This window comes from Allorhizobium sp. DMC15, from assembly GCF_056314065.1.
In genome coordinates, this window is sequence record NZ_JBQUZB010000003.1 from 403088 (window position 1) to 424467 (window position 21380).

The following is a 21380-nucleotide window of genomic DNA, read 5'->3' on the forward strand; positions in this document are numbered from 1 at the left end:
TCTGTTAATTCCAGCTGAATGCCAAGGAGTTTTCACCCCGCGGATTCATCCTCTTAGGTGACTATGTTTGGGAACAACAGCCGTCGAGGCCCGGCATCATGCGGTCGAAAAGGCAGGGCTCTTCTCCAATAAGGAAACGATTGCATTCGGCGCCAGCCTTGTGGCCGAAACACTGCCCTGTCATCCGCCTCCTAAATCGCCGAGAGAGCGGCATACGCGACGGCCCGTTCTCCCCCGGTGTGGGGGAGATGTCGGCGCAGCCGACAGAGGGGGGTACCCCCACGGCAAAAGCGCTGCACCCGTCGGTCTGCTGCAATCACCGCCACCCGCCTCAAAGCCCCGCCACAAACCGCTGCGCGGCCGCCGCCAGCACCTCAGGCTCAAACCCGGAAAAGCCGATCACCAGCCCCCGCCGCTCCGTCGGGCCCGCATAAAGCGGAGACAGCGCCTTCACCCCGAAACCCACCGCCCGCGCCTCATGCGCCAGCGCCACATCGTCTTCCGCGCTGTCAAGTTCCGCCACCAGATGCAGCCCCTGCTCCGGCACGCTGACCGTCAGCCGGTCCGAACGCAGCGCAGCAACCAGCGCATCCCGCGCCGCCTTCACCCGCTTGCGCGCCCGTTTGATATGCGCCGAAAAATGCCCGTCGCGCAGGAATTCGGTCAGCGCATCCTCGGCAAGCGTCGAGGGAAAGCGATCCGTTAGCCGGCGAATGGTCAGCACCCGCTCACGTAGATGGCGGGGTACGACGAGATACCCGATGCGAAAGCCCGGCAGCAGCGTCTTGGAAAACGTGCCGAGATAGATCACCCGTCCCTCGCCATCGATGCCCTGCAGCGCGCTCAAGGGCGGCCCGGCAAAGCGGAACTCGCTGTCGTAATCATCCTCGATGATATAGGCGCCCGCCGCCCGCGCCCAGTCGATCAGAGCCAGCCGCCGGGCCATCGAAAGCGTCACCCCCAGCGGATATTGATGCGAGGGCGTGACATAGACCGCCTTCGCCTCCGGCCGCGCCGCAATCCCTGCAGCCACATCGATCCCTTCGCCATCGACGGGCACCGGCGTCACGCAAAGCCCCGTGCCCTCGAACAGCTCGCGGGCGGCGGCATAACATGGGTCCTCGATCCAGACGGGATCGCCGGGTTTCAAAAGCGCCCTGACCGCCAGATCGAGCCCCTGCTGCGTGCCCGCCGTCATGATCACCTGATCCGGCTCGCAAGTCACCCCGCGCGCCGCCTTGAGGTAAGCCGCCACCTCCACCCGAAGCGCCAGGCTCCCGGCCGGATCGTTGTAATGAAAATGCCGCGCCGAAGGCTGCGTCAGATGCCGGTTCATCAGCATGCGGAAAATGCGCAGCGTCGTCTCGTCCGCCGTCGAGCAGCCGAGAGCCCCGGGCAGCGGCGGCTTTGCCGCCTCGGCCTCGATCACCTGCGGCTCGGGCGCTAGCGGCAACAGCGGCACGGCCTCGGCCACATAGGTCCCCGCCCCCACCCGCGCCTCGGCAAAGCCGTCCGCCACCAGCATCTCGTAAGCCGCAACCGCCGCCCCGCGCGAAATGCCGAAGCGGCCGGCAATGTCTCGCGTCGTCGGCAGCTTGTCGCCGGGCTTCATCTGGCCGCTTTCGATGAGCCCGCGCAGCGCCCGATAGAGCGCCAGTCGCCTCGGCCCCTTGGCTGGCAGCATGGGCGTGCTGGCAGACCAGTCGGAATTGGTTCGCGGTTTTTGCATCATGGTGGATCTTCTTTGGACCAATTGATCCGACTATCCCTGCCGCATCAGCCGTCAGGAGGCAAGCATGAACGACAGACCCGATCCGCAATCCTTCCCCGTCACCCCGCGCAACCGGGCAAAGCGCCTGCACGAGCGCGCAGCCTACGACCGCGAGGCCGTCTATGCCGTGCTCGATGCGGCGCTCCTCTGTCACGTCGCCTATGTCATCGACGGGCAGCCCTATTGCACGCCAACCATCCACTGGCGCGACGGCGACTGGCTGTTCTGGCACGGCTCGTCGGCGAGCCGCATGCTGAAGACCCAGAAGTCCGGTATCCCCGTCTGCCTCACCGTCGCCCATCTCGACGGCCTGGTGCTCGCCCGCTCCGGCTTCCACCACTCCGCCAACTACCGCTCCGCCATGTGCTTCGGCACCGCCCATATCATCGACGACCCGGAGGAGAAGGCCGAGGCGCTGAAGGCCGTCGTCGACCGCTTCTATCCCGGCCGCACCGACGTTTTGCGCGAAAACGACCCGCAGGAAGCCAAGGGCACCATGGTCATCGGCATGCGCATCGAGGAGTCCTCGGCCAAGGTCCGCTCCGGCGGCGTCTCCGACGATCCCGCCGATGTCGATGCCCGCGTCTGGGCCGGCGTCATCCCGGTCGAAACGCGCCTCCGCGCCCCCGAGATATGCCCCAAGGTGCCGGATGGCGTGGCCTATCCCGATCACCTCGCCCACTTCCAGGAAGGCCGCCGGCTGGACGAGGTCTTGACGGAGAGCCAGGCACGGTACGAGGCCGCCCTCGGTCACCCCTGATGATCCCGGATGCGGCGGCTCGAAAGCCCGCCACATCCAACTCTAAGCGGCAATCAACCCCGCCCTGCAAACCCCGCATAGATCGCGAGCAGCCCGGTCCAGCCGCCCTCGGCCTCCAGGATCGCCCGCGTCCGCTCTGCGGCCGCGCCGAAGTTCTCGATCAAACGGTGCTCGAAATCCACCTGCGTCTCCGTCTCCGACAGCGCCGTGAACACCACCTCAACCTCGGTCAGAAGCGCCGGATCGAAAACCCAGTCGCCGTTGAGCTGCCAGGAGAGCACCAGCCGCCCCGGCCGGTCGTAAACCAGCACCCGGCCCCAGTCGCATTCCTCGCCCTCGTTGCCGATCTCGTACCAGCGCCCGCCGGCAAGGGGCTCGATGACAACGGTCTTCGCCCCGCTCTTGGTCAGCGAATGCGTCTTCAGCCACCAGTCGCCCATACCAGCGGAAAACACGTCGAAGGCCCGTTCGCGGCCCGCCTTGACGGTAAACCGTTTGACGATCGGCGCGGGCTTGATCTGCGGATGTTCGTTCATCTCTCGTCCCCTTCTTCGACAGCCCGCTGAAAGGCCGCCAGTTGTTGATCCCAGAACCGATCGAGCCAGGCGCGCAGCGGCCCAAGCCCGTTCGGATCGATCGCATAGATCCGCCGGCGCCCCTCTGCCCGGTCTGCAACCAATCCCGCCTCCTTCAAGACCTTGAGATGCTGCGACACCGCCGGCTGCGACACGGGGACAACCCGCGCGAGATCCGCGACCGTCTGCGGCCGCACGGCGATCTTCTCGAACAGATCGCGCCGGGTATCGTCAGCCAGAGCCTGAAGGATCTTCAAGTGATAAGTCATGGCTTATAATAAGCATGGACTTATCGGACTGGCAAGGGGCATGATCGCCCGGCAACCCGCCTTGACCGCACCGGTCTTGACCCACACCGGTCTTTTGCCGAGAAGCACCGAGCCGAAATACAGGAGAACCAACCGATGCGAAACCTCTTTGTCGTCACTCATCCGCAATCGGTTCATCATGTCGAAGGCCGCGTCGGCGGCTGGTACGACACGGCGCTGACCGATCTCGGGCGCCGCCAGGCCGAGGCCATCGCCACACGCCTTAGCGACCTCACCGCCGATTGCTCCCCGAGCCTCACCGCCTCCGACCTCCTGCGCTGCCGCGAAACCGCCGAGATCATCGGCCGCCGTCTCTCAATCCCCGCTCGCCTGACGCCGGATCTGCGCGAGATGAGCTGCGGCATCGCCGAAGGCCGGCCGCAGGCCTGGCTCACCGCCCGTCGCCTGCCCGTGCCCGAAGAAGGCGGCCTGGACGATACCGGCGGCATCGAGGGCGCCGAAACGCGACGCCAGACGGGAACCCGCATCTACCGTGCCATGGACGAGATCCTCACCGATCCTGCCGACTGCCACATCGTCGTCACCCACGGCTTTGCGCTCACCTTCGTTATCGCCTGGTGGATCGGCATGCCGCTCGAAAACCTTGGGCGGGTGAATTTTCCCGTGTCCTCGGGCAGCATCACCCATCTGGCCGAACACGCGTTCTGGAAGAGCCGCGCCGTCGTCACGCTGGGCGAAACGGACCATCTCGCCGGCCTCTAGCGGCCGTTTTGCCCTCTGCGCGATCTCTGAGGTCCTCGATCGCGTTCGAGGTCTCGCAACGCGCAATCGTTCTGCATTCCGATCTTCAGCATATCCACTCAAGGAGATCGTGATGCTGAAGTCTCTCATGTCGACAGGCCTGTTTTTTCTGTCGCTCGCCACCGTCACCGCTGCCGCCGATCAGGTCGGCTTTCGCGCCGTCCAGATCGATCAGGACACCCCCCGCCCGCTGCATGTCGTCATCTGGTATCCGACCCCTGAAAACGGCCCGGTCGAAACGATCGGCGAGAACAAGGTCTTCTTTGGCAATGCGGCCAGGCGCGATGCAGCGCCGGCGCCGGGCGACCATCCTCTTGTCGTGCTCTCGCATGGTTATGGTGGCAGCTGGCGCAATCTCGGCTGGCTCGGTCACGCCCTGGTGCGCCAGGGCTATATCGTCGCCGCGCCCGACCATCCCGGCACCACTACTTTCGACCGGGACCCCGCCAGGGCCGCGATGCTGTGGGAACGCCCGCATGATCTGAGCCGCGTGATCGATGCCCTGACCACACGGACGGAGCTCGCAGGCGCGGTCAACGACAGCCGCATCGCCGCCATCGGGCACTCGCTGGGCGGATGGACCGTGGCGGCCCTCGCCGGCGCCCGTTTCGAAACGCAGCGCTTCTCAAAAGAGTGTCAGATCGACAGCAGTCCCCGCGCTTGCGCCCTCGCGGGCGAACTCGGTCTTGCCAATCCGCATCTGGAGCAAGACCTGGCCGATCCGCGCATCCGGGCCTTCGTCTCGCTTGATCTCGGACTGGCGCGCGGTTTTTCGCCGCAAAGCCTGGCGGAGATCAAGGCTCGGGCCCTGGTCATCGCGGCCGGCACCGATATCGGCGACATGCCGGCCGCACTGGAAAGCGGCTATCTCGCGGAACATCTTCCAGACGCATCCACCACCTCTGTGACGGCCCCCGACGCCATGCATTTCAGCTTCATGCAGCTCTGCAAGCCCGGTGCGGTGGCGCTGATCGAGGAGGAAACGCCAGGCGACGGGATTGTCTGCAAGGATGGCGGAAACCGTAGCCGTGAGCAAATCCACCGGGAAATCGCATCCGTCGTCACCGGCTTTCTCGCCGAAGCGCTTTCGGTCAATCCTTAGCGCCTCGGTGATCGGTGTTGGCGCGGCCTCTCGGTTCTACGCCAGCACCCGATCCACTAGTCAACAGAGATCCACCCCTCGAGCTTCGCCCGCTGCGCCTGTGAAAACGCATGCGACTTGCGCGTCGTCTGGTCGAAATGCACCACCACCGTCTCGGCCGACGCACACAATTTGCCGCCCTGAAACACCGCCTGTTGCATGGTCACCGACGACCGCCCGACGCGGACCACCCGCGTGCCGATCTCCACCGTGCCCGGCCAAAGCACCTCGGCGATGTAATCGATGTCGAGCTTGGCGAGGACGAAGGAAAAGCCCTCATCCAGCAGCGGATCCTGAGGATTGTAGATCAGCTCCACACGCCCCGTCTCCATGAAGGTCGCAAAGACCGCATTGTTGACATGCCCCTGCCGATCCGTGTCGCCATACCGCAGCTTGTCGTAAGCCTGGCCCGCAAAATCTTCGAGCCTCAGGGGCTTCGTCTCATCATTCATTCGCACCAAAATCCTAATGCCTGATGCCTATTGGCCCAAACGTATTTTGGCAATTTCCTAATTTCAAAAATCGCCAAGCGCTTACCGATCCCGTCCGCTCACGCCGCCATGCCGATCATCTCCGAAAACGCATAACGCACGCTGTCGGCCACCGCCTGGATGGTCTCCGACGTCTCCTTGCCGGTCAAAAGTCTGACCTCGAAAGACCCGAGCTCCGGCAGCCCGTGTTTGGAGCCGAGCGCCGTCATGTCGTCGGTGAGGTAACTGCGCGGAAGCGGCGCCACCGCAAGATCGGCAATCACGGCCGCCCGCTGCGCCATGGTATGGGCCGAGAGATAGGCGATGCGGTAGGGCCGCCTGTCCTTTTCGAGCCGTGCCAGCGCATCCGCCCGCCAGCAGCAGCCATCCTCCCAGATCGACACAGGCAGCGCATCGCGCAAATGCGCCGTGCCACATTTGGCGCCGGCCCAGACCAGCTGCTCCTGATGGATCACCTCGCCCTCATGTACGACCGCGCCCGGCGCGCAGTTGATCAGCGTCAGATCGAGCCGCTGCTCGGCCAGCCGCCGCCGCAAAGCGCCGGATGTATCGACCGTCAGATCCACCATGATCAGCGGATAAAGCTCGGCAAAGCGGCGCAGGATCGTCGGCATGAAACGCTCGCCGATATCGTCGGGTGCGCCGAGCCGCACCACCCCCTTCATCTCCGGCATGCGAAAACGCCCGACCGCCTCGTTCGACAGGGCCAGCATCCGCCGCGCATAGGGCAGCAGAACCTCGCCGCTTTCCGTCAGCGTCACCGAGCGCGCATCGCGCAGAAACAGCGTCACATTGAGCTGCTCCTCCAGCTTCTTGATCTGCATCGAGACCGCCGAGGGCGTTCGATAGACCCTGTCCGCAGCACTGGTGAAACTGCCGGTTTCGGCAATGGCCACGAAGGTCCGCAGAACATCGTTGTCGAGAAGCGGGAGCGGCTGGCGCAGCATCAATGTCATGACCCTAGACCTTCAACAAAATTGAACATGAAAACGATACTATTGCGTTTGATTGAATGTCAATCCAGGCCCATCCTTCTCCCACCAGAACCGAAGCAAGGGATAACGCCATGTTCCAGCGCCCGTTTCACTGCCTGAAATCGATCATCGCCGCCGGCATCCGGGAAAACGACCGACGCACGACGCGCAAGGCCACCCGCAGGGACCTCGCCCCTCTCGGTCCCGCGCTGCGGGACGATCTCGGCCTCACCTGCCATCGGCAATCGATCAGATTTCAGAATGATAGACATCAAAAACATTCGTTTGAGTGATGGAACAGAAAAGCCGATGATAACCTCAGGCCCGGAGCCACAGGAAAGCCGGGGCCGCCGAACCCGAAAAGGATGAAGACCATGACCATGGTTTGCTGCGATACCGAGATCACCCGCACCGCCCCCGCCGTCCCGACGCTGGGCGACATGGCTGCCCGCGTGGCCGGCCGGCTCGCGACGAAACTGCATGGTCTCGCCAACGCGTTCGCCGAAAGCCGCCGCCGGCGTCTCGAACAGCGCGCCCTCGAAGCCATGCCCTTCGATCTGCGCAAGGACTTGGGCTGGCCTGCCGGCGACACCGCCCGTTGAGCTTGATCCACGCCCGGACCGTTTGCGACGCGCCGCCCCGCCGCGTCGCAAACGGAAAAAACCGCGGCACTCCGCCCATGACCTGCCACACGGCGAAGCCGTTGCTTTTTCAACACCTCCCGAACTGACGATCGTCATCAGCCGAGATACGGCGTCGCAAGCGGGAAAACTGCCAAAAATGTCGCTTCCGGGCGACCCGCGCCGCTTTCACGGCGCGCGATTTCATGACAATGTCGTGAAATGAACATCCCGCCGCCCGTTTCCAGCCGAGCATGCCGGAAAACAAGGGAACGGCAGCAAGGACATCGGCACCATCATGAGCAAGCTACCGACGCAGACCAAGAAGCGTTCGCTCGTCTTCTTCCTCGTACCGCATTTCACCCTCCTGCCCTTTGCTGGCGCCATCGAGACGCTGCGCATTGCAAACCGCATGCTGGGGTATTCCGCCTATGAATGGCGCCTCGCTTCGGTCGATGGCCAGAAGGTCTATTCCTCCTCCGGCATCGGCATTGAGGTCAATTCCTCGCTCGCCGACGAGCGCCGTTTCCTCGGCGGCGAAAACCGCCCGAACATGGCGATCGTCTGTTCCGGCATCTATGTCGAGGAGTTCAACAACAAGTCGGTCAATGCCTGGCTGCGCGAAGCCTATAACCGCAATGTCGCCGTCGGCTCGCTCTGTACGGGCGCCCATGTGCTGGCCCAGGCCGGCCTGTTGAACGGCAAGCGCTGCGCCATCCATTGGGAAAACCTGCCCGGCTTCTCCGAAACCTTCCCCCAGGCCGAAGTCTATGCCGACCTCTACGAAGTCGACGGCAATCTCTACACCTGCGCCGGCGGCACTGCCTCGCTCGACATGATGCTGAACCTGATCGGCCAGGATTTTGGCGAAGGGCTCGTCAACCGCGTCTGCGAACAGCACCTGACCGATCGCGTCCGCTCCGCCAACGACCGCCAGCGGCTTCCACTCAGGGCTCGCCTCGGCGTGCAGAATTCCAAGGTGCTGCAGATCATCGAGTTGATGGAAGCCAATCTCTCAGAGCCGCTGTCGCTCCTCGAAATCGCGGACGACGCCGGCCTCTCGCGCCGCCAGATCGAGCGCCTCTTCAGACAGGAAATGGGCCGCTCGCCCGCCCGCTACTATCTCGAAATCCGCCTCGACCGCGCCCGCCACCTGCTGGTCCAGTCCTCCATGCCCGTCGTCGAAGTCGCCGTCGCCTGCGGCTTCGTCTCCGCCTCGCACTTCTCCAAGTGTTACCGCGAACTCTACAACCGCTCCCCCCAGCAGGAGCGCGCGGAACGGAAGCTGACGATGTCGAGCAACCGGACGGGCGTGGTGGTGTAAGCCACAAGCCACAAAGGGCGCGGCTGGGTTAAGCCCTCCCCCTTGTGGGGAGGGTTTGGGAGGGGTCTTTGCCCGAGCACTACGTCTCCCCGTACGGCAGCAGCCGCGCACCTCACGTCACCCCTCATCCTGAGGTGCCCGCGCAAGCGGGCCTCGAAGGATCGAGGCCCCAGACCCACCCGCCCTCTTCCTTCGAGGGTCGCTTAGGCTCCCACCTCAGGATGAGGGCTGATCGTTGGCACTGTTAAGACCCTCAGCTTTTGTGGCATGAGTGATGGAGTGCAAAATAAGCACTAGCACCGTTCCTGCCTGATTGAACCGCATAAGGAGGGCTTCACATGGAAGAAGATCATTATCTGCCGTTAGAAGACCGGCGGGGAAGAGGGGACTTTCTTCAATTGGTTGCAGCAGGAGATCTAATCCACGCCAGGAATAGCGCCAACGCTAGCCTCATTTGCTTGGTAACGGCCGTAGACAACGACTTCATTCACTGCCGGCGCATCACCACGCAGCAGATCTACATATTTGACCGGACAGCGGGCTTGGCTGTTGCATCAGACACCCACAATGGCGGCGAAATAGATTCGGTGGAGCCCCTGCCAATCAGTATGCACAACACCTTGTTGGGCCTTGAACGTCGAATTAGATTGGGCAAGCGAACCCCCGAAAATATCCGGCTCACGGCAGCCGAAAAGAAGGCACTGGTTTTCGTTCACGATCACTATGAAAGCGCGCAAATCTAACGACAGATAACGGCGGATGCCTGCGCGGGCCTCCGTCACAATGTTGTCGGCGTAGAGGTAGCTCCAAAAATCCGCGTCACCCAACCAATCTCCAGAAATACCTTCCCGACACGAACAGCAGAAACACCGCAAAACCGATCTGCAGCTGCCGTTTGTTGAGCTGTGCGACCTAGGGCGTACCCCCCATTGCGATCGCAACGATCACCGCAAAGGCAATCCATTTGCTGGAAGCCGGCGGCAAGCTCCCCGCGCCCCTCAAAACCGCTTGAAAAACTCCAGCCCGGCAGACTGGCCAAAAGCGTCGCCGCGATGCCAGGCGTCGTAGCGGGCGGTCAGGCCGAGGCCGGTGGGGTCGTTGTAGGTGACGGCCAGCGAGGCCTCCATCTGCCAGGGTGACTTCGCCCCGCCGGTGGTGGTGAAGACATCGTCCGGCGCGCCCTCATAGGCCGCGTCGATGCTGTCTGCCTTGCGCAGAAAATCATAGCCCGCCCCGAAGGTCATATCCACCGAGACACGGTCAGTCAGGGAATGGGTCAGCGCCGCACTCGCCCCGAGAACCAGCGCGTCGCGATGGCGCCCGCGCACGAGGAGGTTCAGGTCGTCAGCCCCGGTTTCGGCATAGGCATCGTCCGTCATGGCGGTATAGTCGAGCCAGACCGAGGGCCTGAACAGCGTCACCTCGTCGAGCGCGAACGTCCGGTCGAGCCCGAGGCCCGCATGGGCGAAATCCGAGGCATAGCTGGAGCGTGCCGTCGCATCGATGGCATCGACGACCCGATAGCCGTCGATGAAGCTGCGGCCGACATCCGCCTGGAACAGCAGGCCGGCCCCACCGTCGAGATCGTGGCGGCCATAGACGGCGAACTGGTAGGTGTCGGCATTGGCGCCCTGCTCTGGCCCGCCGGCGGTTGCCAGATCGGATCCGGACCAGGCGAACGCAAAGCCAAGCTCCGTCCTGTTGCCGATGCTGCCGTCGATGCCGGCGATGATGCCGTGCCCGTCGGTCCGCGTGTCCGACATGCCCGTCGCCCCATCCTGGCGCACCCGTCCGGCAAAGCTGGTGAGCCAGACATGCTGTTCGACCGAGAGGGCGTCGGCGGCGAAGGAGCCGGTCGGCGCGGTGTCGGTCACGGGGGCGATGATGCCGGTGGTGAGCGAGGAGACCCCACGGTCGAAGCGGCCGGAAAGCGAGGTGATGCGGTTGCGCATCACGGCATTGACCCGGTCGAGCGTCGCAAAGGTGGCGCTCATCATGCCGCCATTGACGAGCGGCAGCGTCTCCGCAAGCGCGGAGGCCACCTCGTCTTCGCTCGAAGATTGCAGGATCGACTGCAGGACGAGACTGAATTCAGGCGAATTGGTACCGCTAACAGAAAGATCGTCCCAGATGTCGCCCGCAGCGACCGCGCCGGGCATCCGGTTGGCGAGGGCCGCGCGGATGGTCGTCATGCCTGTGTCCGTGACGACGAGATCGAGGCTGGTGGCGTCATAGAGGGCGGAGAAGCTGTAGCGCAGTGAATTGTCGGAGATCAAAAGCCCGTTGTCGGTCAGCCCACCGCTGGCGGAAATGACATTGGCAAGCGACGCGCCGTTATAGCCGGAGCCGACATTGAGAATGAGCGAGCCCGCAAGGTCCGCCGTGCCGCCGACCGCAAGCGTGCTATAGCTGGCGGCACTGTCGACCGCCATGACGAGGCTGCCCGTCGATGTCTGCCGGAAATGACCGCCGATCACGCTCCCCGTGGCCGCTCCCGTCCCGGCGTAGTCGGCAAGGCTTGCCCCTTGCTTCAGAACCAGCGTGCCGGCGTTTTCGAGACCGGCGAGTGTGCCGAGTTGCAGAGCGCCGATGGCAAGCCCGTCCGCCCTGTTCTCGACATCGGCATCCACGCCATCGGCGATGTCGAAAGCCGTGACGCCGCTGGCGATGGTTCCTCTGTTGACGATCGAGGCACTGCCCGCCCAGTCCACGTCGATGCCGCTTTGGGTGGCTTCGATAGTACCAGAGTTCAGGACCTCCAGGTCGCCGCTGTCGCTATCGGCATAGATGCCGGTTTTCGCGTCGATCGCACCGTCATTGGTGATGGTGACCGCGCCGCTGCTACTGGCGGCCGCCATCCCGGCATCCCAGTGCGCCGTCAGCGCACCGGATGCGGTATTCGACACCGTGACCGAACCGGCGCCGTCGGTATAGGCGCTGATCGCGTGAAAATCAGGGCTGACCTGGCTGAGATTGAGGTTCCTGTTGGCGGTGATGCTGCCGCTGTTCGTCACAGAGACATCGCCGCCCGTCCCCGCCGCGACGACCGCGTCATAGTGATCGGCCACGACGACACCGCTGTTGTCGATCGTGACCCCGCCATTGGCCGACCAGCCGATAATGCCTTGGCGGGTCGTCGAGCGGACGGTGCCCTCGTTCTCGATGACGGTGGTGCCGCGATAATTGATCGCGCGCAGACCGGCCTGGTAGCTGTGGACTGAGCCACTGTTGCTGATGCTCACCGTCACGTCGCTGAGGCTTGCGAAACCACCATCGGCGTAAATGCCACGGCCACCCGCCGCAGTGACGTCACCGGCATTGGTAATCGAAACCCGACCATTGTTCGATGTCGCGGTAATCCCATCGGCATTTGCACCATAGGAAACCACGCTCGCGGCGCTATTGACCACGATATCGTTGCTAGTCGTGCTGTCACTGCTCTCGGACCGCAGCCAGACGGCACCGAACGGCCCTGCCGAGGTGATGCTCACATCCGCACCGATGAAGAGGTTCGCATCCCAGTCCGCTTGAGAACTGTACATGTAGAGCGCGGGATAGTCCGACCGGCTGAGAACGGTGGTCCCATCCACGGTCAGGCTCTGCACGAAAGGGCCACTGTCGAAGGGGCTGGAGAGAACCGCGACCGACGACCGGCTCTCATCGGTGACCGTGAGCGACGACGCCCCGGTCCCGCCCTGCATCTGGATATCGGACCCGCTGCACTGCACACTGGCAATGTTGCCCGTCGCCAGACATGTCGCCCGCGCCTCCGCAAGCGGCATCGCCGCCGCGACCGGCAGCACCAGGAGCAGCCCTACCCGAACCGTTCGCTCACGTCCCACCGACCGGAGGATGCTGACGCGCGCCAGCGCAGGGTGGGCAGTGGAACGGAAAATGGACATGCTGACTCGCAAAATCGCTGCAATATATCGTTGTGCCGACGAAGCAATCGGGAGCGCAAATTGAGAAATCGGTCGGAGCCGGTCAAGGCGCGCCTGAGGATTTCAGCCGATAGGCACAGATTTAGCCGATTGAAAAAGGAAGCCGGCAAACGACCGCGCGTCAGGCATCAGGACCGCCGGCATGCCCGTCTGCTCACCCCACCAAACTCCAGAAAAACCTTACCGACACAAACAACAAAAACACCGCAAACCCCATCTCCAGCTGCCGCTTGTTCATCCGATGCGCCAGCTGCGCGCCATAGGGCGTGACCAGCATGGCGATCGGAAAGATCACCGCAAAAGCGATCCAGTTGACGAAGCCGGTGGAGAACGGCGGCAGGCCGGGATCGCCCCAGCCGGCATAGATGAACCCGAGAAAGGCCGGAATCGAGATCAGCACGCCGACGCCCGAGGACGTCGCCACCGCCTGGTGGATCGGCCGTCCGTAAAGCGTCATGAATGTGTTGTTGAACACCCCGCCACCGACCCCCATCAGCCCGGAAAAAAGCCCGATCGCGCTGCCGACGAGGAAACGGAAAGGCTGGCCCGGCAGCTCGGTGCCGAGATGAAACCGGTTGGAGAGAAACAGCATGCGCGCCGCCAGCACCAGCCCCATACACGCGAAAAACAGCCGCAGACCCGCACTCGACACATAGGCGGCGACAACGGTCGCAAGCAGCGCCCCGAGCGGCACCGCGATCACCCAGCCCTTGAGCAGATCCCTGTCGACGGCCCCGCGCGCCTGATGCGCTCGAAACGAGCGGATCGAGGTCGGCACGATCAGCGCCGTCGAGGTCCCGACCGCCAGATGCATGATCACATGTTCCGGGATGCCGGCATAACCGAACACCTGGTAGAAGACCGGCACCAGCACCGCGCCACCGCCAATCCCGAACACCCCGGCCAACAGCCCCGCCACCGCGCCGGCGACCGCGAGCATGGCGGCGAACATGAGGATATCGGCAATCGGTGGCATGGGGGCACTCCGGAAAACTGGGCCGCCTCTCACGGATGGTCTGCAGGCGGCAGGGACAAGCCTTCCGCGACCGTCCCGTGAGAAGCACAAGACGCGGCAGACGCCGACCCCCTCTAGGCGCTCCCCGCCCGTCCCACAAGCCTGCCCCGGCCCGCAGCGGTACGGTCCCGCCGACAGCGAGGCTGATTTGCTCCAAGCCAAAGCCAGGATAAGGCATTTGGCGAATGACAGAAATTGTCGGGCGCTGCCTCAGCGGCAATTCCGCTTGTCGAGATAGAGCGAACAATCCTTGCCCGCCGGCGCCCTGACCGGCGATGCGGCAGCCGCCGATCGGCGGGTGCCCGAGACACCTTGTTCGTCCATGCCGGAGCTGCCGCTATCGACGGAAAGCGGCAGGATCCCGCCCTCCTCCGGCATCTGCTCGGCCACCTGCGTCTCCTCGACAACCGGCTGCGGCCCGCTCGGCCCCGTCACGATCTGCGTCGGCTCGTCGAAACCGATCCCGTCGACGACGGGCTGGCTGGTATTCCCCTCGGCGATCGCCATTGCGCCATTCCGCGTGACGAGCTGCGGCTGCACGCCGACCGGGCTCGTCCCATCGACGTAACCCGCGCCTGAAACCGTCGCTGACGTCCCGATCCCCAGTTCCCCGTCGATGTTGACGCCACCTTCGGGGATCGCCATGGCGGTCACCGCACCCTCCGTCGCACCCTCACCCCCATCGACCGCCGATGCCTCCGCGGCTGCGGCCAGGGGTGCGGTCAGAGGTGCGGCCTGCACAGCGCTGGTACCGGCAAGATTGGGTGTGTCGAGGTAATCGATCCCGGCGCTGCCGGCATTCTGCGCCGTCGGCGCGGGTGCATAGGCCGCCGCTTCCGCCCGAGGATCCCCGATCCTCCCGACAAGCACGCGCCCGTCGCGTGTCCGGTCCACCTTGCCGATCAGCTGGTCACCCGCCCGCGGCCCCCCGCCAATCTCGGCCAGCGGAATGCGATCACTGCCGGAACAGCCGGCAACCGTCAGAGCGGAGAAAACAGCCACCGTCAGTCGGCAGCCAAGGGACGAAAACACAAAACTCATTTCACCCTCGATGGCCCGGTATGGGACAACTGAAGGCAGCATACGTCATCTCCGCTTAATGTGCCATGAACGGAAATCGTCGGCATACCCGCGCAAAATGAAGGGCCGGCAGATTGCTCCGCCGGCCCCGTTCTTGTTGTCAGCGATCCTCAAGCCGCCCGGCGATGCCCTGCCACAGCCTGTGCGGCATTCACCTTCAGGCGCGACAGCAGCTGGCGCAGATTGTAGCTCTCTTCCGCCAGAGACTGGCCGGCCGCCGAGGTTTCCTCGACCATGGCCGCATTCTGCTGCGTCATCTGATCCATGTGGTTGACCGAGGTATTGATCTCGGCGAGCCCCGTCGCCTGCTCCTTGGCAGCGGTCGCAATGGTGTTGACGCTGTCGTTCACGCGGTTCACCAGCGCCTCGATCTCCACCAGCGCCTCGCCGGTCGCACGGACCAGCCCGACCCCGGTATCAACTTCGGCCGCCGATGCGCTGATCAGAACCTTGATCTCCTTCGCCGCATTGGCAGAGCGCTGTGCGAGCTCGCGCACTTCCTGCGCCACGACCGCAAAACCCCGACCTGCCTCACCCGCACGGGCCGCCTCGACCCCGGCATTCAGCGCCAAAAGGTTGGTCTGGAAGGCAATTTCGTCGATCACCGAGATGATCTGGCTGATCTTCTGCGACGACCCCTCGATCCGCCCCATGGCGTCGACCGCGTTGCGCACGATTTCACCGGAACGGTTGGCGCTGGTCTTGGTTTCGGCCACCATCTGGCGCGCCTCGTTGGCGCGTTCGGCGGCCGTGCGCACGGTCGCGGTGATCTCGTCCAGAGCGGCGGCCGTTTCTTCCAGGGCTGCTGCCTGCTGCTCGGTCCGGCGCGAAAGATTGTTGGTCGCCTCACTGATGTTGCCGGCCGAAGACGTCACCACGTCGCTGGTCTGGTTGATCGCTGAAATGACACCGGCCAGCGACTGGACGGCGCGATTGAAATCGTGCCGCAGCTTTTCGTAGTCGGCGCCGAGTGCGTCGATCTGAACCGTGAGATCGCCGTCAGCCAGCTGTGCCAGCGCAGAACCGATCGCATCGATCGCATGGCTCTGCCGCTCAGCCGCCGTGCGAAGCTGTGTTTCGTTGCGAGCCCGCTCGCCGTTCAGGCTCTCCTGCCGCTCCACCTCGCGGTTGCGCATGGTGATGCGATCCCGCACACTGTCGCGCAGAACCTGCAGCGTCTGCGCCATCCGGCCGATTTCATCGCTCCGGTCGGCGTCGGTAATCGCGGTATCGACCCGTTCGTCCGCGATGTCGCTCATCGCCGACTTCAGCCGGTTGATCGGCTGCACGACACTGCGAACCACCATGGTGGCGCAAAAGAGGATGGCGAGAATGGAGATGCCGATAATGATCGCATACTCCGTCGCTGTCCGACGAAACAGGGCCGCGAGGTCGTCGGAGTAAACGCCGGTGCCAACGATCCAGCCCCACGGTTCAAAGCCGATGACATGGCTGAACTTCTCGACCGGCGCGTCAAAGCCTGGCTTGGGCCAGTAATAGTCGACGAACCCTTCCTTGTTGGCCTTCACCGTATTGACGAACTCGACGAACAGATGCTTGCCGTTCGGATCCTTGTTCTCGCTGAGGTTCTTGCCATTCAGTTCGGGCTTGATCGGATGCATGACCATCACCGGCTGCATGTCGTTGATCCACAGATAGCCATCCGGAGCATAGCGCATGGCCGCAACCACCTCTTTCGCACGCTCCTGCGCCTCCGCCCGCGTCAGGCTGCCCTCCTGCTCCAACTTGTAATACTTGTTGAAGATCGCGATAGCGTTATCATTGATCTGCGCAAGACCGGCGCGCCGCTCCTGGGTCAGGGCATCATAGGCGTTGAACAGGCTGTAGGTCAGCGTGGCAACCAGCACGGTCAACGCGATGGCAACCAGCGCGTAAAGTCGAACCGACAGGGACATGGATTTCATGCAGAGACCTCGGGCTTATGTCACAATTGCATAAAGTTTGATATTTGCGCCTTCTGATTTTCTAAATTTGCGAATGTCAAATCTGAGGGGCTTATTTTCACCCGTTAAAAATAACAGTTGGCGCAAGTCGGGGGCCGGGCTCTGAAGTCCCAACTGCATCGAAAGACAGGATCCGAATCTCATGCTGCAATCCACCGCCGCCCCCACGGGAGAACTCACGCTCAGAACGCTCGCCATGCCGGCCGATGCCAATGCGGCGGGCGATATCTTTGGCGGCTGGGTCATGGCCCAGATGGACCTCGCCTGCGGCATCAGGGCAGCCGAGCGTGCGCGAGGCCGCGTCGTCACGGCCGCCGTCCAGGAAATGGCGTTCGCCATGCCGGTCAAGATCGGCGACACGCTGTGCGTCTACACCGAGATCAGCCGCGTCGGCCGCACCTCGATGACCCTGAAGGTGGAAACCTGGGCCCAGCGTTACCTCACGCATGTGATGGAAAAGGTGACCGAGGCGACCTTCGTCATGGTCGCGCTCAATGCCGAAGGCAAGCCCACGCCGGTGCCGGAAGCCTGACAAGGCTCACCCGGCCGCCATCTGCCGAAACAGCGCCTCGCAGGCCACATCCGTCGGAAAGAACATCTCGATCTTGATGTCCGCCAGCGCAATGTCTTCGGCCGTGCCAAACTGCGTCATCGTCGAAAACATCGGATAGACCTGTCCGCCAAGCCGGAAGCGCACGGTCAGGACGGGCGGCAGGTCACCACCCTTGGCCGGCTCGTCATGTTGCTGCTCCTGCCCGAAGGCGAGCTCGGTTGCCGCCCGCTCCAGCACCGGATCACCGCCGAGATGCGCGCTCTCCAGCCGAAACCGTGCGGCCAGATGATGCGCCACCTCAATCCAGTTTTCCACCAGGTCAGGACCTCGTCCGGGCACGCGCAGGAAATCGATGAAATTGTCGCCGGCATCCAGCCCGAAGCCGGCCAGCATGGCGCGACCGCTGGCATTGGCATCCAGCACCTTCCAGTGCCGGTCGAAGACGAAGGCGGGATAGGGCGAATGCCCCTCGATCATATGGGTGATCGCCTTGCGGATCGGCTCCATGGCCGCGCTATCCAGGGGACGGCTGGCATAGGCGGCGCGAAAGCCCGCCGCATCCAGCATCAGGTTCCGGTCGGCCCTTGGCACGTCCAGGGCATCTCCCAGTCGCAGCACCATGCGTCGGCTGGGTTTAGCCCGCCCGGTTTCAAGAAAGGCGATATGGCGGGCGGAGACCTCCGCTGCGAGTGCCAGCTGCAACTGGCTCATGCGCCGCTTGCCACGCCAGCTCCGGAGGTGGCCGCCGAATTCCAATCCCATGACATACCTCTTTTGAAGCGAGCTCTCCAAACTGTCTGCCACGCGCAGCCAATGCCGTCACTTACCTCAGCGGTAATTGCGGCAGTCTGTCCCGCTCCGCATGGTCGCTCCATCGCAACCAAGAAGGAAGACCGCAGATGTCCGCCGAATTCACATCAACCTGGCTGAAACTGAACAGCTTTTTCGTCGTGCTCCTCGGCCTGCTCGTGGCCTTGGGCGTCCACCCTGCTACAGCGCTGCCCGCAACCTGGCTCGCCGATATCGTCTTCTGGCCGGTTGATGGCCAACAGACGCTCGACAATCAAGCCGCCCGTGCGCTTGCTGCCATAGGCGGCGGCGTTATGGTTGGCTGGGGCGTGATGATGTGGCTCGTCGTCGACCGGCTGCTCCCGGTCGATCCCAGGCTCGCGCGCCTTTTGCTGATCGAAGCGACACTCGCCTGGTTCCTCGTCGACAGCACCGGCTCCTTCGTCGCTGGCGCCACGGTCAACGTATTGCTCAACACGGTGCTGATGCTCGCCATTGTCCTGCCCGCCTGGCGGATCGAAACAGCAACGGTGCCGGCGCACCGTTGAGGAACGCCGAAACTGTCAGACGGAAGGGCGCGGCTGACAAAGCCGCGCCTTCTCCTTACCCGCGAAACACGAAAGCCGCGCCCGCTGCGATCAGGGCAAAGCCGATTGCGTGGTTGATCGTCAGGCTTTCCTTCAGGAAGAAGACCGAGAAGCCGGAAAAGACGATGAGGGTGATCACCTCCTGCATCGTTTTCAACTGCGCCGCCGAATACACCTCAGACCCAATGCGGTTGGCGGGGACGGCCAGGCAATATTCGAAGAAAGCGATCCCCCAGCTGGCGACAATGGCGACCCAAAGCGCCGATGTCTTGTATTTGAGATGGCCATACCAGGCGAAGGTCATGAAGATATTGGAAGCCGACAGCAGGAGGATCGGCCAGAGAGCAGCGGGGGAGAATGTGGGCATGGAAACACCGGGAAAAGAAGAGACACGAGGAAACGGCGGTTGCCGACTCTGGTTCCATCATCGCGGTTTTTGCAAGGCAGGCCAAGCACAGACGGCCAGCCGATAGCCCTCGTCTCGTCTGCGGCGCGGCGATTGCAACCCGGGACAGCAAGACGGACCACCCAAAGCGTTCCGCAAGATCAACCACAGATGGTCATCGCCGGCTGCGGTTTTTCGCGACGTTGCCTGCGAGAACTGGCCTGTTACTTTTAGGAAAAATCCGAGCCAGACCTGTAACTGGCCGTTAAATCATTGTTGTTATTGCTTGCCTATTGCGATGAAGTTAGGCGTTTGAGTATGGGTTTTCACATAAGCCGAAATGGCGGATTCCCCCCTGAGGTGCTGCAAGCCCAAGTGGCGGATATCGAACGCGGCCATCGCTCAACTCTTCTCTTCAACCTCGTCTCCCTCGTCTTCGTCCTGCTGATCCTTCACCACCAGGGAGAGCTCCGCTGGCCGGTCGCGCTGTGGTTCTGCATGTCGGTGGGGATCATCGGTGCTCGCTCGCTGTCATTGCATCGGCTGCGCCGGGCAGGCACGCTGCGCACCAACCCCCGCCACAGCCTCTCCATCTTGTCTACAGGCGCCTTCGCCCTCGGATCAGCCTGGGCAACCCTCCCCTTCGTTGTGCCGAACTTTGCGCCGCTTGGACAGCACACCCCGCTGTTGGTCCTGATGGGCGGCATGGCAACCGGTTCGATCGTCAAGCATATCGGCTATACGCCCCTGGCTCTTGCCTATTCTGTGCCGATCCTCACCGCTCTGATGACTGCTCTCGTTCGTCACGGAGAGACCGCTGATCTGCTGGTGGCCGTGGGCCTAACGATCCTGATTTCCGTGTTCATTCGCCGCAGCATTTGGGCCGAACGCATCTTCATCAACAGCCAGATCGCCCGCCATGAAGCAACCGCGCTGGCGGACAGTCTGACCCGCGCCAACAGCGACATCCTGCGTCAGAACACCCGGCTTGAAGCCCTCGCCAACCGCGACATCCTGACGGGTCTGGCAAACCGGGTGTTTTTTCACGGCCGCCTTAACGGCGACATCGCCCGCGCTGCGGTGCTGGGCGAGACGGTCGCCTTGCTGATCTTCGATGTCGAACGATTCCAGGCGATCAACGACACGCTCGGCCACAGTGCCGGCGACGCCTTGCTGCGGGAGATTGGCGCACGGATCGAAAAGCAAGTCGCCGACGGCAGCCTGATCGCCCGCCTCGGCGGCGACGAATTTGCCGTCATCGTCTCCGGCGCCGACGCGCTCGATCGCGCCCGCACCCATGCGGCCAATGTGCTCGAAGCCAGCCGCATGCCGGTCAGTTGGGGACAGCACCGCGCAACGGTCGGATTGAGCGTCGGTCTCGCCGCCTATCCGGAGCATGCCGCCACCGCCGAAGAATTGCTGATCTGTGCCGACATGGCGCTCTACGAAGTGAAACGCGGCGACCGTCGCAAGCTGGGCGAATTCGATCCCGAACTCCGGCTCAATGCGGAGCGCAAACGCGTGATCGAGCAGGATCTCGGTGCCGCGATCGACAGCGGCGCTCTCGGCGCCTGGTTCCAGCCGCAGCTCGACCTTTCTACCCGCCGCATCACCGGCTTCGAGGCGCTCGTCCGCTGGCAGCATCCGCAGCTCGGCTTCATTGCGCCACCGGACATCGTCAACGCCGCCCAGGCCATGCATCTCTCGGAACGGTTGACCGCCCGCATCGCCGGCGATGCCTGCGCCCTGGCCCGCAAGCTGCCGGAGCTGGGCCTGACGGGCGCGACCGTCGCCCTCAACGTGTCGCCGCGCGAATTCGCCCTCTATTCCGTCGCCGACATGCTGGAGGAGGTCACCGCCATCCATGCCGTCTCCCCCTCGGCGCTGGAGATCGAGATCACCGAGGAGGCCATCCTCGACCCGGCGCTCGCCGATGCACAGCTGAAGCGACTGGAGGAGGCCGGCTACAAGTTGGCCGTCGACGATTTCGGCATGGGTCACTCCTCGCTCGCCTACCTGATCAGCCTGAAAGTCGACCGTCTGAAGATCGACCGCAGCTTCGTCAAGGATGTCGCGCGCAGTGAAACCAACCAGAAACTGATCACCGCCATGGTCAGCCTCGGCCAGTCCCTCGGTCTCGACATCGTCGTCGAGGGCGTGGAAACCGCCGAAGACGCAACCGTCCTCGCCCGCCTCGGCTGCACCATGGCCCAGGGCTACCTCTTCGCGCGCCCCATGCCCCCCAGGGCACTCGCCACCTGGATCGCCGAACACCAGGCCACGACGGCGAAACGCAAGCGCAAGACGGCGCATCTGTCGGTGGCGTGAGACAGTCAGCAG

General features: G+C 63.6%; 21 protein-coding genes. 9 read left to right on the top strand and 12 right to left on the bottom strand.

What is annotated here, in order from left to right; genetic code table 11:
- Window positions 1–331 precede the first annotated feature (331 nt).
- The gene (gene pdxR, locus ACT53S_RS16275) at window positions 332–1732 is read right to left on the bottom strand and encodes a MocR-like pyridoxine biosynthesis transcription factor PdxR (protein WP_476067748.1); all 1401 of its coding nucleotides are present in this window, start codon (window positions 1730–1732) and stop codon (window positions 332–334) included.
- Between the two features lie 64 nt (window positions 1733–1796).
- Between pdxR and ACT53S_RS16280 the strand changes: the two genes are divergently transcribed.
- On the top strand, window positions 1797–2531 hold the full coding sequence (locus tag ACT53S_RS16280; RefSeq protein ID WP_476067749.1) for a pyridoxamine 5'-phosphate oxidase family protein: 735 nt from the start codon (window positions 1797–1799) through the stop codon (window positions 2529–2531).
- A 53-nt stretch (window positions 2532–2584) separates the two neighbouring features.
- On the opposite strand, the gene ACT53S_RS16285 is transcribed toward ACT53S_RS16280, so the two are convergent.
- Both ACT53S_RS16285 and ACT53S_RS16290 read right to left on the bottom strand, forming a co-directional pair.
- A complete protein-coding gene (locus ACT53S_RS16285; protein ID WP_476067750.1) occupies window positions 2585–3067 on the bottom strand; it encodes an SRPBCC family protein in 483 nt (160 codons plus the stop codon).
- Window positions 3064–3375, bottom strand: a complete 312-nt coding sequence (locus tag ACT53S_RS16290) for an ArsR/SmtB family transcription factor (RefSeq protein ID WP_476067751.1) — start codon at window positions 3373–3375, stop codon at window positions 3064–3066. Before ACT53S_RS16290 ends, ACT53S_RS16285 begins: the two co-directional genes overlap by 4 nt.
- Before the next feature lie 135 nt (window positions 3376–3510).
- On the opposite strand from ACT53S_RS16290, the gene ACT53S_RS16295 reads away from it, so the two are divergent.
- Together ACT53S_RS16295 and ACT53S_RS16300 are read left to right on the top strand one after the other, a co-directional pair.
- Window positions 3511–4137: a histidine phosphatase family protein gene (locus tag ACT53S_RS16295; protein WP_476067752.1), complete on the top strand. Its 627-nt coding sequence runs from the start codon at window positions 3511–3513 to the stop codon at window positions 4135–4137.
- A gap of 112 nt (window positions 4138–4249) precedes the next feature.
- Complete coding sequence (locus ACT53S_RS16300) at window positions 4250–5278, top strand: alpha/beta hydrolase family protein (RefSeq protein ID WP_476067753.1); 1029 nt, start codon at window positions 4250–4252, stop codon at window positions 5276–5278.
- Window positions 5279–5334: 56 nt separating this feature from the next.
- Here the strand turns inward: ACT53S_RS16300 and ACT53S_RS16305 are convergent, their stop codons facing one another.
- Together ACT53S_RS16305 and ACT53S_RS16310 are read right to left on the bottom strand one after the other, a co-directional pair.
- Window positions 5335–5769 (bottom strand): acyl-CoA thioesterase, encoded by a 435-nt coding sequence (locus ACT53S_RS16305; RefSeq protein WP_476067754.1) that lies wholly within the window; start codon window positions 5767–5769, stop codon window positions 5335–5337.
- Between the two features lie 98 nt (window positions 5770–5867).
- Entirely contained in the window at window positions 5868–6764 is an 897-nt protein-coding gene (locus ACT53S_RS16310) for a LysR family transcriptional regulator (RefSeq protein WP_476067755.1), read from the bottom strand.
- Between the two features lie 392 nt (window positions 6765–7156).
- Between ACT53S_RS16310 and ACT53S_RS16315 the strand changes: the two genes are divergently transcribed.
- Window positions 7157–7384 (top strand): hypothetical protein, encoded by a 228-nt coding sequence (locus ACT53S_RS16315; protein ID WP_476067756.1) that lies wholly within the window; start codon window positions 7157–7159, stop codon window positions 7382–7384.
- A 109-nt stretch (window positions 7385–7493) separates the two neighbouring features.
- On the opposite strand, the gene ACT53S_RS16320 is transcribed toward ACT53S_RS16315, so the two are convergent.
- A complete protein-coding gene (locus tag ACT53S_RS16320; RefSeq protein WP_476067757.1) occupies window positions 7494–7658 on the bottom strand; it encodes a hypothetical protein in 165 nt (54 codons plus the stop codon).
- Window positions 7659–7700: 42 nt separating this feature from the next.
- On the opposite strand from ACT53S_RS16320, the gene ACT53S_RS16325 reads away from it, so the two are divergent.
- Together ACT53S_RS16325 and ACT53S_RS16330 are read left to right on the top strand one after the other, a co-directional pair.
- Window positions 7701–8726 (top strand): GlxA family transcriptional regulator, encoded by a 1026-nt coding sequence (locus ACT53S_RS16325; RefSeq protein ID WP_476067758.1) that lies wholly within the window; start codon window positions 7701–7703, stop codon window positions 8724–8726.
- Between the two features lie 338 nt (window positions 8727–9064).
- On the top strand, window positions 9065–9469 hold the full coding sequence (locus tag ACT53S_RS16330; protein WP_476067759.1) for a hypothetical protein: 405 nt from the start codon (window positions 9065–9067) through the stop codon (window positions 9467–9469).
- Window positions 9470–9724: 255 nt separating this feature from the next.
- Here ACT53S_RS16330 and ACT53S_RS16335 read toward each other — a convergent pair whose 3' ends face one another.
- The 4 genes from ACT53S_RS16335 to ACT53S_RS16350 form a co-directional block, all read right to left on the bottom strand.
- The gene (locus ACT53S_RS16335; protein WP_476067760.1) at window positions 9725–12628 is read right to left on the bottom strand and encodes an autotransporter family protein; all 2904 of its coding nucleotides are present in this window, start codon (window positions 12626–12628) and stop codon (window positions 9725–9727) included.
- 193 nt (window positions 12629–12821) lie between these two features.
- Window positions 12822–13643, bottom strand: coding sequence for a sulfite exporter TauE/SafE family protein (locus ACT53S_RS16340; RefSeq protein WP_476067761.1), 822 nt, complete (start codon window positions 13641–13643; stop codon window positions 12822–12824).
- Between the two features lie 249 nt (window positions 13644–13892).
- Window positions 13893–14765, bottom strand: coding sequence for a hypothetical protein (locus ACT53S_RS16345; protein ID WP_476067762.1), 873 nt, complete (start codon window positions 14763–14765; stop codon window positions 13893–13895).
- 107 nt (window positions 14766–14872) lie between these two features.
- Entirely contained in the window at window positions 14873–16687 is a 1815-nt protein-coding gene (locus ACT53S_RS16350; RefSeq protein WP_476067763.1) for a methyl-accepting chemotaxis protein, read from the bottom strand.
- A 181-nt stretch (window positions 16688–16868) separates the two neighbouring features.
- Between ACT53S_RS16350 and ACT53S_RS16355 the strand changes: the two genes are divergently transcribed.
- Window positions 16869–17258, top strand: a complete 390-nt coding sequence (locus ACT53S_RS16355) for an acyl-CoA thioesterase (protein WP_142068848.1) — start codon at window positions 16869–16871, stop codon at window positions 17256–17258.
- 6 nt (window positions 17259–17264) lie between these two features.
- Here the strand turns inward: ACT53S_RS16355 and ACT53S_RS16360 are convergent, their stop codons facing one another.
- Window positions 17265–18041 carry an MmyB family transcriptional regulator gene (locus tag ACT53S_RS16360; protein WP_142068846.1) on the bottom strand — a complete coding sequence of 259 codons (777 nt, stop codon included), beginning with the start codon at window positions 18039–18041 and terminating at the stop codon, window positions 17265–17267.
- A 137-nt stretch (window positions 18042–18178) separates the two neighbouring features.
- On the opposite strand from ACT53S_RS16360, the gene ACT53S_RS16365 reads away from it, so the two are divergent.
- The gene (locus ACT53S_RS16365) at window positions 18179–18616 is read left to right on the top strand and encodes a hypothetical protein (protein ID WP_476067764.1); all 438 of its coding nucleotides are present in this window, start codon (window positions 18179–18181) and stop codon (window positions 18614–18616) included.
- 55 nt (window positions 18617–18671) lie between these two features.
- Here ACT53S_RS16365 and ACT53S_RS16370 read toward each other — a convergent pair whose 3' ends face one another.
- A complete protein-coding gene (locus ACT53S_RS16370) occupies window positions 18672–19022 on the bottom strand; it encodes a DMT family protein (RefSeq protein ID WP_113379669.1) in 351 nt (116 codons plus the stop codon).
- A gap of 378 nt (window positions 19023–19400) precedes the next feature.
- On the opposite strand from ACT53S_RS16370, the gene ACT53S_RS16375 reads away from it, so the two are divergent.
- A complete protein-coding gene (locus ACT53S_RS16375) occupies window positions 19401–21368 on the top strand; it encodes a putative bifunctional diguanylate cyclase/phosphodiesterase (RefSeq protein WP_476067765.1) in 1968 nt (655 codons plus the stop codon).
- Window positions 21369–21380 lie beyond the last annotated feature (12 nt).

Bases quoted from the DNA above. Each gene is read 5' to 3' on its own strand.
- ACT53S_RS16315 (WP_476067756.1), top strand. From the start codon at position 7,157: ATGACCATGGTTTGCTGCGATACCGAGATCACCCGCACCGCCCCCGCC.
- ACT53S_RS16355 (WP_142068848.1), top strand. From the start codon at position 16,869: ATGCTGCAATCCACCGCCGCCCCCACGGGAGAACTCACGCTCAGAACG.
- ACT53S_RS16290 (WP_476067751.1), bottom strand. From the start codon at position 3,375: ATGACTTATCACTTGAAGATCCTTCAGGCTCTGGCTGACGATACCCGG.
- ACT53S_RS16370 (WP_113379669.1), bottom strand. From the start codon at position 19,022: ATGCCCACATTCTCCCCCGCTGCTCTCTGGCCGATCCTCCTGCTGTCG.
- ACT53S_RS16325 (WP_476067758.1), top strand. From the start codon at position 7,701: ATGAGCAAGCTACCGACGCAGACCAAGAAGCGTTCGCTCGTCTTCTTC.
- ACT53S_RS16305 (WP_476067754.1), bottom strand. From the start codon at position 5,769: ATGAATGATGAGACGAAGCCCCTGAGGCTCGAAGATTTTGCGGGCCAG.
- ACT53S_RS16285 (WP_476067750.1), bottom strand. From the start codon at position 3,067: ATGAACGAACATCCGCAGATCAAGCCCGCGCCGATCGTCAAACGGTTT.
- ACT53S_RS16335 (WP_476067760.1), bottom strand. From the start codon at position 12,628: ATGTCCATTTTCCGTTCCACTGCCCACCCTGCGCTGGCGCGCGTCAGC.
- ACT53S_RS16310 (WP_476067755.1), bottom strand. From the start codon at position 6,764: ATGACATTGATGCTGCGCCAGCCGCTCCCGCTTCTCGACAACGATGTT.
- ACT53S_RS16295 (WP_476067752.1), top strand. From the start codon at position 3,511: ATGCGAAACCTCTTTGTCGTCACTCATCCGCAATCGGTTCATCATGTC.
- ACT53S_RS16340 (WP_476067761.1), bottom strand. From the start codon at position 13,643: ATGCCACCGATTGCCGATATCCTCATGTTCGCCGCCATGCTCGCGGTC.
- ACT53S_RS16365 (WP_476067764.1), top strand. From the start codon at position 18,179: ATGTCCGCCGAATTCACATCAACCTGGCTGAAACTGAACAGCTTTTTC.
- ACT53S_RS16345 (WP_476067762.1), bottom strand. From the start codon at position 14,765: ATGCTGCCTTCAGTTGTCCCATACCGGGCCATCGAGGGTGAAATGAGT.
- ACT53S_RS16280 (WP_476067749.1), top strand. From the start codon at position 1,797: ATGAACGACAGACCCGATCCGCAATCCTTCCCCGTCACCCCGCGCAAC.
- ACT53S_RS16320 (WP_476067757.1), bottom strand. From the start codon at position 7,658: ATGCTCGGCTGGAAACGGGCGGCGGGATGTTCATTTCACGACATTGTC.
- ACT53S_RS16300 (WP_476067753.1), top strand. From the start codon at position 4,250: ATGCTGAAGTCTCTCATGTCGACAGGCCTGTTTTTTCTGTCGCTCGCC.
- pdxR (WP_476067748.1), bottom strand. From the start codon at position 1,732: ATGATGCAAAAACCGCGAACCAATTCCGACTGGTCTGCCAGCACGCCC.
- ACT53S_RS16350 (WP_476067763.1), bottom strand. From the start codon at position 16,687: ATGAAATCCATGTCCCTGTCGGTTCGACTTTACGCGCTGGTTGCCATC.
- ACT53S_RS16360 (WP_142068846.1), bottom strand. From the start codon at position 18,041: ATGGGATTGGAATTCGGCGGCCACCTCCGGAGCTGGCGTGGCAAGCGG.
- ACT53S_RS16330 (WP_476067759.1), top strand. From the start codon at position 9,065: ATGGAAGAAGATCATTATCTGCCGTTAGAAGACCGGCGGGGAAGAGGG.